This is a genomic window from Vibrio sp. SSH13-20 (genome assembly GCF_040104475.1).
Lineage (GTDB): Bacteria > Pseudomonadota > Gammaproteobacteria > Enterobacterales > Vibrionaceae > Vibrio > Vibrio harveyi.
Genome location: NZ_JBECOU010000009.1, coordinates 59,976 through 72,666, shown reverse-complemented (window position 1 = coordinate 72,666; position 12,691 = coordinate 59,976). Strand labels below are relative to the sequence as shown.

Sequence of the window (12,691 nt, the reverse complement as noted above, 5' to 3'; positions counted from 1 at the left end):
GTGAGTGGATTAACTTACACGCTGGTAGTGAACGGGCCGGTTTACGGCAGTCAATCGGCGCGCAGCGCATATCAATTCGCACAAGCGGTAATTGAACAAGGACATACTCTGGTGAGTGTGTTCTTTTACCAAGATGGCGTCACTAATGGTACGGCTTTGAGCGTGCCTGCCAACGACGAGTTTGACCTAACCAAAGCATGGCAATCACTCGCACAGCAACACGATGTTCGTCTGGAAACCTGCGTTGCAGCCGCTTTGCGTCGCGGCATCATCAGCGAAGATGAGGCGAATCAACATGGTCTTGAGCAGAACAACCTAGCGACAGGGTTCGAGCAAGCCGGTTTGGGGAGCTTAGCTGAAGCCATGTTAACGCAAGATAGAGTGGTGCAGTTTTGAGTCAGTTAACTTACCTATTTCGTAGCGCGCCTCATGGTAACAATGCAGGGCGTGAAGGTGTGGATGCGCTGTTAGCAGCGTCTGCGTACTGTGAAGACATCACCGTTCTATTTGTTGGGGATGGTGTGTATCAGTTACTGCTTGGACAAGAGCCTAAAGGCATATTAAGCAAAGACTACGCTCCAATGTTGAAGTTGTTCGACTTGTACGACATTGAGCAAGTGTTTGTTTGTGCCGATTCGCTTGCCGAGCGTGGCTTGGCTCAAGCCGATTTAGTCATTGATGCAGAGGCGCTAAATACAGAGCAACTAAAAGCTCAACTGCAACAAGCGGGCAAACTGCTGTCATTCTGAGGAAGCCATGTTACATATCATCAAATCCGTAGCTGCATTAGACGATGCAATGGCACTGTACAGTGAGCAAGATGATGTCTTGTTGATTGAAGATGCCGTGTACGCTGCGAACCCTCAGCATAAGGCGTTCAGCAAGGTAAAAGGTCCATCAGTGTTTGCGCTACAAAGCGATATTGAAGCCCGCGGCATGAGCAATCGTATCAGCCCATCTATTGAGGTGATTGGCTATGCTGGCTTTGTTGAACTAACAGCAAAACAAGCCAAATCTCTGACTTGGGATTAACCCTTCTTTCCTGTCGATTGAGCTTTACGGATTAATTGCCCTAATTGAACAAAAAAGATCCGTATATTTCTTGACACACCTCTCACTGCTGCATAGAATTTTGCGTCCCTAACTGCCAACCGCTGTTAGGGATAGATTTTTCACAAAGCTTACTTTCAAGTAAATCAGGAGCTAGTTAATGGCAACTATTAACCAGTTGGTACGTAAGCCACGTGCAAAGCAAGTTGTTAAAAGCAACGTGCCTGCACTAGAAGCGTGCCCACAAAAACGTGGTGTATGTACTCGTGTTTACACTACTACACCTAAAAAACCTAACTCAGCACTTCGTAAAGTTTGTCGTGTACGTCTGACAAACGGCTTCGAAGTTACATCGTACATCGGCGGTGAAGGTCACAACCTTCAAGAGCACAGTGTTGTACTAATCCGTGGCGGTCGTGTAAAAGACCTTCCGGGTGTACGTTACCACACTGTTCGCGGTGCACTTGACTGTGCTGGCGTTAACGACCGTAAACAAGGTCGTTCTAAGTACGGTGTGAAGCGTCCTAAGTCTTAATGGATTCCGTTAAGTAAGGCCAAACACTAAATTATTTTTAATTTTTTGAAAAAACTGAAAAGTTTTGGATAAAACCTGAAGAAGACAACGGAGAAAATCCATGCCACGTCGTCGCGTCATTGGTCAGCGTAAGATCCTTCCAGATCCAAAGTTCAAATCTGAACTGCTGGCAAAATTCGTTAACATCCTAATGGTTGACGGTAAAAAATCTACTGCAGAAAAAATCGTTTACACTGCACTAGATTCTATGGCTGAAAAGTCTGGTAAAGACCACTTAGCTATTTTTGAAGAAGCTCTTGAAAATGTTCGCCCAGCGGTAGAAGTTAAATCTCGCCGTGTAGGTGGTTCAACTTACCAAGTTCCTGTAGAAGTACGTCCGGTTCGCCGTAACGCACTTGCTATGCGTTGGTTGGTTGAAGCTGCGCGTAAGCGTGGTGAAAAATCTATGGCTCAACGCCTAGCTGCTGAAATGCTAGACGCGTCTGAGAACAAAGGTACTGCGGTTAAGAAACGTGAAGACGTTCACCGCATGGCTGACGCAAACAAAGCGTTCGCTCATTACCGTTGGTAATACCTTTTCAGTGCTGCAAGGTTCCTTGCAGCACTTCTTTAGTTCCTATGCCTATGCTAGGAACTATTGCTATATCTAGGGGATAGCATTTTTTAGTTATAGCAATAGTCCCTATCTCTAAGTTAAGAGGATTCAATCGTGGCTCGCAAAACTCCTATTGAGCGCTACCGTAATATCGGTATCTGTGCTCACGTAGATGCAGGTAAAACAACCACTACTGAACGTATTCTGTTCTACACTGGTCTGTCTCATAAAATCGGTGAAGTTCACGATGGCGCAGCAACCATGGACTGGATGGAGCAGGAGCAAGAACGTGGTATCACAATCACGTCTGCGGCGACTACTACCTTCTGGCGTGGTATGGAAGCACAATTCCAAGAGCACCGCGTTAACATCATCGACACTCCTGGACACGTTGACTTTACTATCGAAGTAGAGCGTTCTCTACGCGTACTTGATGGTGCAGTTGTTGTGTTCTGTGGTTCATCTGGTGTTGAACCTCAGTCTGAAACTGTATGGCGTCAAGCTGACAAGTACCACGTTCCACGTATGGTATTTGTTAACAAGATGGACCGTGCAGGCGCTGACTTCCTACGCGTTGTGGACCAAATTAAAAACCGTCTTGGTGCGAATCCTGTTCCAATCCAACTAAACGTTGGTGCAGAAGATGATTTCCGTGGTGTTATCGACCTTATCAAGATGAAGATGATCAACTGGAATGAAGCCGACCAAGGTATGTCGTTCACATACGACGAAATTCCAGCTGACATGCAAGAGCTTGCAGAAGAATGGCGCAACAACCTAGTTGAAGCGGCAGCAGAAGCAACTGAAGAGCTAATGGACAAGTACCTTGAAGAAGGTGAACTGTCTGAAGCAGAGATCAAACAAGCTCTACGTACTCGTACACTAAACAACGAAATCGTACTGGCTACTTGTGGTAGTGCGTTCAAAAACAAAGGTGTTCAAGCAGTACTAGACGCAGTGATCGAGTTCTTGCCATCGCCAATCGACGTACCTGCAATTAAAGGTATCGACGAAAGAGAGAACGAAGTTGAGCGTCACGCAGACGACAACGAACCGTTCTCAGCACTAGCATTCAAGATCGCGACTGACCCATTCGTGGGCACGCTAACTTTCATGCGCGTTTACTCAGGTGTTGTGAACTCAGGTGATGCTGTTTACAACTCAGTAAAAGACAAGAAAGAGCGTTTCGGTCGTATCGTTCAGATGCATGCGAACAAGCGTGAAGAAGTAAAAGAAGTTCGCGCTGGTGATATCGCAGCTGCTATCGGTCTGAAAGACGTTACAACAGGTGACACACTATGTGACCAGAACCACAAAGTGATTCTAGAACGCATGGAATTCCCTGAACCTGTAATTCAGATCGCTGTAGAACCTCGTTCTAAAGCAGACCAAGAGAAAATGGGTATCGCGCTAGGTAAACTGGCAGCGGAAGACCCATCATTCCGCGTGGAAACGGATGACGAAACAGGTCAGACTCTGATCTCTGGTATGGGTGAGCTTCACCTAGATATCATCGTTGACCGTATGAAGCGTGAATTCAGCGTTGACTGTAACGTTGGTAAACCTCAGGTTGCTTACCGTGAAACCATTCGTGGTAAAGCGGAAGTAGAAGGCAAGTTCGTTCGTCAATCTGGCGGTCGCGGTCAATACGGTCACGTATGGATCAAACTTGAACCTTCAGAGCCTGGTGAAGGTTTCGTATTCGTAGACGAGATTGTGGGTGGTGTAGTTCCTAAGGAGTACATCAGCTCGGTATCGAAAGGTATCGAAGAACAAATGAATAGTGGTGTTCTAGCGGGTTACCCTGTTCTAGATATTAAAGCAACACTATTTGACGGTTCTTACCACGATGTTGACTCAAGCGAGATGGCGTTCAAGATCGCTGGCTCGATGGCATTCAAGAAAGGTGCACTAGAAGCACAACCTGTGATTCTAGAACCAATGATGAATGTTGAAGTAACTACGCCGGAAGATTGGATGGGTGACGTTGTTGGTGACCTAAACCGCCGCCGCGGTATGATCGAAGGTATGGATGAAGGTGTGGCTGGTCTTAAGATCATTCGTGCTCAAGTTCCACTATCTGAGATGTTTGGTTACGCAACTGACCTACGTTCTGCAACTCAAGGCCGTGCGTCTTACTCTATGGAGTTTAACGAGTACGCTGAAGTACCGAAAAACTTCGCAGATAAAATCATTGCAGACCGTGGTTACTAATTAAAACGCTTTGAGCTGAAAAAAAGTCCAGCTTTTTTTAAAGATCAATGCGTCCAAATATTGCGCTAACAGGCGTTGGCGCATAAAATAACAATTTCTGGCGCGTCGAGATCAATAATGATCACGGCGAATCATAACTAGGAAGGAACACGATTGTGTCTAAAGAAAAATTTGAACGTGTAAAACCGCACGTAAACGTTGGTACTATCGGCCACGTTGACCACGGTAAAACTACTCTAACTGCAGCTATCTGTACAACACTTGCTAAAGTATACGGCGGTGCTGCTCGTGACTTCGCATCTATCGATAACGCTCCAGAAGAGCGTGAGCGCGGTATCACAATCGCTACTTCTCACGTAGAGTACGACACTCCAACTCGTCACTACGCACACGTAGACTGTCCAGGACACGCGGATTATGTTAAAAACATGATCACTGGTGCTGCACAGATGGACGGTGGTATCCTAGTTGTTGCTGCGACAGATGGTCCAATGCCACAAACTCGTGAGCACATCCTACTAGGCCGTCAGGTTGGTATCCCATACATCATCGTATTCATGAACAAATGTGACATGGTTGACGATGAAGAGCTACTAGAACTAGTAGAAATGGAAGTTCGTGAACTTCTATCTGAGTACGACTTCCCAGGTGATGACCTACCAGTTATCCAAGGTTCTGCTCTAGGCGCACTAAACGGCGAAGAGCAATGGGAAGCTAAGATTGTTGAACTAGCAGAAGCGCTAGATTCATACATCCCTGAGCCAGAGCGTGCAGTAGATATGCCATTCCTAATGCCTATCGAAGACGTATTCTCAATCCAAGGTCGTGGTACAGTAGTAACTGGCCGTATCGAACGTGGTATCCTAAACGTAGGTGACGAAGTTGCTATCGTTGGTATCAAAGACACTACTACTACTACATGTACTGGTGTTGAAATGTTCCGTAAGCTTCTTGACGAAGGTCGTGCTGGTGAGAACGTTGGTGCACTTCTACGTGGTACTAAGCGTGATGAAGTTGAACGTGGTCAAGTACTAGCTAAGCCTGGTTCAATCACTCCACACACTAAGTTCGAGTCAGAAGTATACGTACTTTCTAAAGATGAAGGTGGTCGTCACACTCCATTCTTCAAAGGCTACCGTCCACAGTTCTACTTCCGTACAACTGACGTAACTGGTGACATCTCTCTACCAGAAGGCGTAGAAATGGTAATGCCAGGCGACAACATCCAAATGCAAGTTGAGCTAATCGCTCCAATCGCTATGGACGAAGGTCTACGTTTCGCTATCCGTGAAGGTGGCCGTACTGTAGGTGCTGGTGTTGTTGCTAAGATCTTCGACTAATTCTTACTGAATTAATCGTAATCTTGCACTCTTCTTCTTTTTGAAGAAAGCGCTAGAAAAAGGGAAGCTGAGGCTTCCCTTTTTTATATCTACAATTCTTATTTTCAATATGGTTATAAGCCCATCACTCTTAGTCATGCTTTTTGTTTTTTAAAAACATGATCTTAGTTCTGCTCGATTTTCTCTTCTTTTTAGCTATCCGCTAAGTCACTGAAAAATGCCAAAGCGGTCCAGACCGTTATAACAAAACGTTCTGTAATTCATCTTAATACAACTGGTAACAAGAACGATTCTTGTTTATATTTCATTCCAAAGTGAAATTTAAAGGTTTTGAATATGTACGTTTGTCTTTGCCATGGTGTCTCTGACAAGAAAATTAGGAAGTTGGCGATAGATGAAGGCGTAACAGACATAAAAGGGATTAAACGATGTACTGCTTTGGGCAGCCAATGTGGTAAGTGCATTAAACAAGCCAAAGAGATTTTAGCGGAAACAGAATACCTAACACTGAAACAAGCTAGCTAATTATTAGCTAAGCCTTTTTGACACCTTCTCATTTGCTTCTACATTTAAATGAAGCCAAAGAGGAGGGCTTTGTCATGAAAGGCGATCCAATCATAATCCAACATCTCAATAAAGTGCTCGGCAACGAGCTCGTCGCTATCAATCAATATTTTCTGCATGCTCGTATGTACAAGGACTGGGGCTTAAAACACCTCGCCGACAAGGAGTACCACGAGTCGATCGATGAAATGAAGCACGCTGATCATCTAATCGAACGTATCCTGTTTCTAGAAGGCTTACCTAATTTGCAAGATCTCGGTAAATTGATGATCGGGGAAGATACCAAAGAAATGCTTGAGTGCGATTTGAAGCTCGAAATGGCAGCAATCCCAGATCTAAAAGATGCGATCGCTTATGCGGAGGATATCCGTGATTATGTATCACGCGACCTCTTCCAAGATATTCTTGAAGACGAAGAAGAGCACGTCGATTGGCTTGAAACGCAACTGGGCTTGATCGAAATGTCTGGTATCGAAAACTACCTACAAGCGCAATACGTTGATGAAGAGTGAGATTATATTTCGCTGTTTTCTCGCTGAAAGAAAGTGATTAAAAGTGCACCTGATCTGTCTATCAGGTGCCAATCATAGATATCTGGTCTAATCTCTTACATTATTACCTTTTTTAAGGATATCGCTCGCAATCTTGCCTATGAAGATTGACTTCTATCCTTTAGAATTTATTCCCCCTTACCGAAAAAATAACAAAAGAGAAACGATCCATGTCTGAAGACAATCGCCAAGAAGTCACCCCAGAAGAAGAACGCCGCCAACAAGCACTGGACTACCATGCGTACCCAACCCCAGGCAAAATCGCAGTAGAGCTGACTAAGCCAGCTGAAACTGCTAACGATCTTGCTCTGGCATACAGCCCTGGTGTTGCAGAGCCTGTACGCGAAATCGCACAAAATGCCGACAACGTGTACAAGTACACGGCGAAAGGCAACATGGTTGCGGTTATCTCTAACGGCACGGCTATTCTTGGTCTTGGTAACCTTGGTCCGCTAGCTTCTAAACCAGTAATGGAAGGTAAAGCGCTGTTGTTCAAACGCTTTGCTGGTCTAGATTCAATTGATATCGAAGTGAAACACCGCACGATCGACGAATTTGTCGACACAGTAGCAAACATTGCAGATACTTTCGGTGGTATTAACCTAGAAGATATCAAAGCGCCTGATTGTTTTGAGATTGAAAAGCGCCTTATCGAACGCTGTGATGTACCTGTATTCCACGATGACCAACACGGCACTGCAATCGTAACGGCTGCGGGTATGCTGAACGCAATTGAGCTGCAAGGTAAGAAGCTAGAAGAATCAACCATCGTTTGTCTTGGTGCTGGTGCTGCGGCAGTGGCATGTATGGAGCTGTTGATCAAATGTGGCGCAATGCGTGAGAAGATCTACATGCTGGATCGTAAAGGGGTGATCCATACACGTCGTGACGACCTAAACGAATACAAACAGTTATTCGCAAACAACACAGATAAGCGTACGCTGGAAGACGTGATTGAAGGTGCGGATCTGTTCTTGGGTGTATCAGGTCCAAATTTACTACCTGCAGAAGCATTGAAGCTGATGGCAGATAAGCCTGTTGTGTTCGCATGTTCAAACCCAGATCCTGAAATCAAACCAGAATTGGCTCACGAAGTGCGTGATGACTTGATCATGGGCACTGGTCGTAGCGACTACCCGAACCAAGTAAACAACGTTCTGTGTTTCCCATTCATCTTCCGTGGTGCATTGGATGTTCGTGCGAGTGAAATTAATGATGAAATGAAGCTTGCGGCAGTCGATGCGATTCGTGAATTGGCAAAAGAGCCAGTACCAGAAGCTGTATTGAAGGCAGCTGGCGTAGACAAGCTAGAGTTTGGCTCTGATTACATCATTCCAAAACCAATGGATCCACGTCTACTACCACGCGTAGCAAAAGCGGTTGCTCAAGCTGCGGTTAATTCAGGTGTAGCGCGTATTGAGATGCCAGAAAACTACATGGCGGAGTAAGCCAAAGTCATTTCTGACAGCAAAGAAAAGGGACGCGATGGCGTCCCTTTTTAGTTTGGTCTGAAACTGTCCCCGGTACAGCCTCATCGTGTTGACGAATTTGTAAGCAATTATTCTTCGTCAAACGCTTCGAATTCGATGCCCATTGCCGTCATCAGCGCTTTCGCTTCTGTAGGAATATCATCTGGGCGGTCTTTACGAAGGTCTTCATCAGTTGGCAGTGGTTGCCCTGTGTAAGCATGTAGGAATGCTTCACATAGTAGCTCACTGTTAGTCGCATGGCGTAAGTTGTTGATCTGGCGGCGAGTTCGCTCATCAGTCAGCACTTTTAAAACTTTTAGCGGGATAGAGACGGTAATCTTTTTTACTTGTTCGCTTTTTTTACCGTGCTCAGCATACGGGCTAATGTATTCGCCATTCCAGTCAGCCATTGCGCACCTTCATTAATGTAATAAGTTAGAAAAATAAATATAGGTGCTGATTTTAGCTGCATTTACCGCCATAAGCAAAGACATATGGACGTCTAGAAGTGTTGACGTCTTATTTTTAGACAAGTAAAGTGAGGTTAATAGTTAGGGAAGAGTGTTAATCAATTGAGCAATACAAGCTAGATATAGCGCATTCCCATTTAGATGTCACCACCCGTGAAAGGATACACCCATGAGCACCCGTAAGCCTGCGACCATTGCTGTACGCACTGGTATCGAGTCAGACAGTCAATATCACGCTGTTGTACCACCAATCTACCTTTCTACTAACTACGGCTTCCCCGCGTTTGGTGAAGTTCCACAATACGATTACACACGTTCTGGTAACCCAAACCGAGGCTTGTTAGAAAAAGCATTGTACGAACTTGAGTCAGGTAAAGGAGCGGTTGTCACTAACTGCGGCACATCGGCATTAAACCTGTGGGTATCGGCGTTTCTTGGACCTGATGACTTAATTGTTGCACCGCATGATTGCTACGGCGGTACGTATCGTCTGTTCAATACTCGCGCCAACAAAGGCGACTTTAAAGTGCAGTTTGTTGACCAGTCGGATCAGCAAGCGTTGGCTGCGGCGATTGCGAAAAAGCCAAAGCTTATCTTGTTAGAAACTCCGTCAAACCCACTCGTACGCGTTGTTGATATTGCGGCTGTGTGTGAGAAGGCAAAACAAGTTGGTGCTTTAGTTGCAGTGGACAATACCTTTTTGACACCTGTGTACCAAAAGCCTTTGGAGCTTGGTGCGGATTTTGTTATCCACTCAACAACGAAATACATTAATGGTCACTCTGACGTGATTGGTGGTGTGGTGATCACTAAGAGCGAAGAGCATGCTGAAGAGTTAGCATGGTGGGGTAACTGCATTGGTGCAACGGGTACGCCATTCGACAGTTACATGACGCTTCGAGGAATTCGTACGCTGGGTGCGCGAATGCGAGTTCATGAAGAAAGCTCTCAGCAAGTGTTGGCGTATTTGCAAACGCAATCTTTGGTAGCGAAGATTTATCATCCAAGTTTGCCAGAGCATCCAGGCCATGACATCGCGAAGAAGCAACAATCGGGTTTTGGTTCTATGCTGAGCTTTGAGTTTGCTGGCTCATTTGAGCAGCTAAAAGTGTTTGTTAAAGAACTTGAACTCTTCTCTCTTGCTGAGTCGCTAGGTGGTGTAGAAAGCTTGATTTGTCACCCTGCGTCAATGACGCATCGTGCGATGGGTGAAGAAGCTCTGGCTGAAGCTGGTGTTTCTCAACAGTTACTGCGCTTATCTGTTGGCTTAGAAGATGCCCAAGATCTGATTGCTGATCTTGAGCAAGCATTTGTGAAAGCTACACAGTAATTGGGAGAGGTAAGGTCATGACTGTACAACGTCAGCTGCATAAATTTGGTGGTAGCAGCTTAGCGAACCCAGAATGTTACCAACGTGTGGTGGGTATTCTTAAAGAGTATTCAGCAGAAAATGATTTGGTGGTGGTATCGGCTGCAGGGAAAACCACTAACCGCTTGATCGAGTTTTTAGAAGGGCTAGATAAAGACGGTCGCATCGCACACGAAGCGCTACAAAACTTGCGACTGTTCCAGACGGAGTTAGTTGAAGCTTTATTAGAAGGAGAAGCGCAAACGCAAGTGCTTGCTTCTCTTCAAGATGAATTCAGTACCTTAGCTGAGTTAACTGCGCCACTTACAGAAGCGCAAAAAGCAGCAGTGCTTGGGCATGGTGAAGTATGGTCGTCACGCTTACTGGCTGCACTGTTATCACAACAGGATCTTCCAGCGGTAGCGCAAGATTCTCGTGCCTTTTTACGCGCAGAAGCTGGAACGCAGCCAGAAGTCGACCGAGCTCGCTCTTATGCACTCATCAAAGAGGCGTTAACTCAACATAGCCACAAGCGTGTCATCATTACAGGCTTTATGGCGCAAAATGAAGTGGGTGAAACAGTACTGTTGGGGCGTAACGGCTCAGACTATTCAGCAACGGTGATTGGTGCATTGGCTGAGGTAAACACAGTGACCATCTGGAGTGATGTTGCTGGCGTTTACAGTGCAGACCCACGTTTAGTGTCGGATGCTTGCTTGTTGCCGTTGCTGCGTTTAGATGAGGCGAGTGAACTTGCGCGTTTGGCTGCGCCAGTGTTGCACAGTCGCACGCTACAGCCAGTTGCTCAAAGCACGATGGATTTGAGCCTCAAATGCAGCTATCAACCTGAATCAGGCTCAACGCGTATTGAGCGCGTATTGGCTTCAGGTCGCGGTGCTAAAATCATTACGTCTCTTGATGAAGTGTTGTTGGTTCAACTGTCTTTTATCCATGGTCATGATTTTGAGCGAGCGCAGAAAGAAGTTCTGCAAGCTTTAAAGCGTGCTCAATTGGAACCATTAGCATTTGAAGCACAACAAGATCAGCAAACTTTGCGTTTGGCGTATACCGCAGAGATTGCTGGCGGTGCATTAACTTATCTACAAGAGTTAGCCGTTGAAGCAGAAATCAAGCTTAAAGAGGGTTACTCACTTTTAGCGGCTGTTGGTGCCGGAGTGACGAAAAATGCAAATCACTGTTTTGGCTTCTATCAACAACTTAAGCATGCGCCTGTTGAGTTTATTTCAGAGACGGAATCAGGTTTGAGCTTGGTAGCAGTACTACGCCGTGCAGAAGTCGAAGAGTTGGTACAACGCATTCATAGTCAGTTGTTTCAAGCGCAAAAGCGTGTAGCGGTTGCGTTGTGTGGTAAAGGTAACATTGGCTCAAGTTGGTTATCGCTGTTTGCTGAGCAAAAAGAAGAGCTCGAAAAACGCCATGGTATGAGCTTTGATTTAGTAGCGGTTGTTGATAGTCAAACGTATTGGTTTGATGAAAACGGGATTGATGCAGCAACAGTTGCTCAGCGCTTTGATGATGAAAGCATCGAGAATGATGGCAACTGGTTGACGAAGCTCGGCGCGATACAAAACTTCGATGAAGCAGTCGTACTTGATGTCACGGCGAGTAAAGAGTTGGCGACACGTTATGTGGAAATTGCGCAGCAAGGTATTCACTTGATTTCAGCGAACAAAGTGGCAGGCTCGGCGGACAGTCAATATTACCACCAAGTACAAGACGCCTTTGCTAAAATTGGTCGTCATTGGCTTTATAACGCTACGGTTGGTGCAGGGTTACCGATCAACCATACTGTTCGAGACTTGCGTGAAAGCGGTGATGATGTCGTCGCACTATCGGGTATTTTCTCCGGTACGCTATCTTGGTTATTCCAGCAGTTTGATGGCTCAGTGCCGTTTGCTGAACTGGTCGATTTGGCATGGCAACAAGGTTTGACAGAGCCTGACCCTCGCTCTGATTTAGATGGCTCTGACGTGATGCGTAAGTTGGTTATCTTGGCTCGTGAATCTGGTTTGAGTATTGAACCAGAGAGTGTGAAAGTGGAATCACTTGTACCAGAAGAGTTGCGAGAACTGAGCCTAGACGCATTCTTTGACCAAGGTGATATTCTAAGTGAGATTCTACAAGAGCGTCTAACCAAGGCTCAGAAAAATGACCAAGTGTTGCGTTATGTCGCGCGTTTAGAGCGTAATGGCAAAGCAACGGTGGGTGTTGAAGCATTATCACGTGAACATGCACTGGCAAACTTACTACCGTGTGACAATATCTTTGCTATTGAGAGTAAGTGGTACAAAGACAATCCATTGGTTATTCGAGGTCCAGGTGCTGGTCGTGAAGTCACGGCTGGTGCGATTCAATCTGACCTTAATCGCCTAGCTGGTTTGTTTTAAATTTCACCGAAACAATTTTTGCGAACGACAACAAAACCTCGGACTATCTCCGGGGTTTTTTATTATTTAGATAATGCCATACTGAATTGGGAAGTTCGGCTAGGGATTGGTCATAAAGGAACTTGAACTATCCTCATTATGAACTTG

The 12,691-nt window shown here is 45.6% G+C and carries 13 protein-coding genes; 12 read left to right on the top strand and 1 reads right to left on the bottom strand.

Annotated features, from left to right (window positions below):
- The 10 genes from tusD to ABMY42_RS22575 all read left to right on the top strand — a co-directional run bounded on the left by tusD (window position 1) and on the right by ABMY42_RS22575 (window position 8,297).
- Window positions 1-396, top strand: a complete 396-nt coding sequence (gene tusD, locus ABMY42_RS22620) for a sulfurtransferase complex subunit TusD (protein ID WP_005438379.1) — start codon at window positions 1-3, stop codon at window positions 394-396.
- Window positions 393-749, top strand: a complete 357-nt coding sequence (gene tusC, locus ABMY42_RS22615; protein ID WP_005451467.1) for a sulfurtransferase complex subunit TusC — start codon at window positions 393-395, stop codon at window positions 747-749. Before tusD ends, tusC begins: the two co-directional genes overlap by 4 nt.
- 7 nt (window positions 750-756) lie before the next feature.
- A complete protein-coding gene (gene tusB / locus ABMY42_RS22610; protein ID WP_005438388.1) occupies window positions 757-1,032 on the top strand; it encodes a sulfurtransferase complex subunit TusB in 276 nt (91 codons plus the stop codon).
- 178 nt (window positions 1,033-1,210) lie between these two features.
- A complete protein-coding gene (rpsL, locus tag ABMY42_RS22605) occupies window positions 1,211-1,585 on the top strand; it encodes a 30S ribosomal protein S12 (protein WP_004399892.1) in 375 nt (124 codons plus the stop codon).
- Window positions 1,586-1,685: 100 nt separating this feature from the next.
- Complete coding sequence (rpsG, locus tag ABMY42_RS22600) at window positions 1,686-2,156, top strand: 30S ribosomal protein S7 (protein WP_005438390.1); 471 nt, start codon at window positions 1,686-1,688, stop codon at window positions 2,154-2,156.
- Between the two features lie 138 nt (window positions 2,157-2,294).
- Window positions 2,295-4,394, top strand: a complete 2,100-nt coding sequence (gene fusA / locus ABMY42_RS22595) for an elongation factor G (RefSeq protein ID WP_005451470.1) — start codon at window positions 2,295-2,297, stop codon at window positions 4,392-4,394.
- Window positions 4,395-4,549: 155 nt separating this feature from the next.
- Window positions 4,550-5,734 carry an elongation factor Tu gene (gene tuf / locus ABMY42_RS22590; RefSeq protein WP_005438393.1) on the top strand — a complete coding sequence of 395 codons (1,185 nt, stop codon included), beginning with the start codon at window positions 4,550-4,552 and terminating at the stop codon, window positions 5,732-5,734.
- Window positions 5,735-6,070: 336 nt separating this feature from the next.
- Complete coding sequence (locus ABMY42_RS22585) at window positions 6,071-6,259, top strand: bacterioferritin-associated ferredoxin (protein WP_005451472.1); 189 nt, start codon at window positions 6,071-6,073, stop codon at window positions 6,257-6,259.
- Between the two features lie 74 nt (window positions 6,260-6,333).
- Window positions 6,334-6,810 carry a bacterioferritin gene (bfr, locus tag ABMY42_RS22580; protein WP_005381359.1) on the top strand — a complete coding sequence of 159 codons (477 nt, stop codon included), beginning with the start codon at window positions 6,334-6,336 and terminating at the stop codon, window positions 6,808-6,810.
- Window positions 6,811-7,019: 209 nt separating this feature from the next.
- Window positions 7,020-8,297 (top strand): malic enzyme-like NAD(P)-binding protein, encoded by a 1,278-nt coding sequence (locus tag ABMY42_RS22575; protein ID WP_009697553.1) that lies wholly within the window; start codon window positions 7,020-7,022, stop codon window positions 8,295-8,297.
- Between the two features lie 110 nt (window positions 8,298-8,407).
- Here the strand turns inward: ABMY42_RS22575 and metJ are convergent, their stop codons facing one another.
- Window positions 8,408-8,728 (bottom strand): met regulon transcriptional regulator MetJ, encoded by a 321-nt coding sequence (metJ, locus tag ABMY42_RS22570; protein WP_005432736.1) that lies wholly within the window; start codon window positions 8,726-8,728, stop codon window positions 8,408-8,410.
- Between the two features lie 229 nt (window positions 8,729-8,957).
- On the opposite strand from metJ, the gene ABMY42_RS22565 reads away from it, so the two are divergent.
- Window positions 8,958-10,118 (top strand): O-succinylhomoserine (thiol)-lyase, encoded by a 1,161-nt coding sequence (locus tag ABMY42_RS22565; RefSeq protein ID WP_005451475.1) that lies wholly within the window; start codon window positions 8,958-8,960, stop codon window positions 10,116-10,118.
- Window positions 10,119-10,135: 17 nt separating this feature from the next.
- Window positions 10,136-12,544: a bifunctional aspartate kinase/homoserine dehydrogenase II gene (locus tag ABMY42_RS22560; RefSeq protein ID WP_005451476.1), complete on the top strand. Its 2,409-nt coding sequence runs from the start codon at window positions 10,136-10,138 to the stop codon at window positions 12,542-12,544.
- Window positions 12,545-12,691 lie beyond the last annotated feature (147 nt).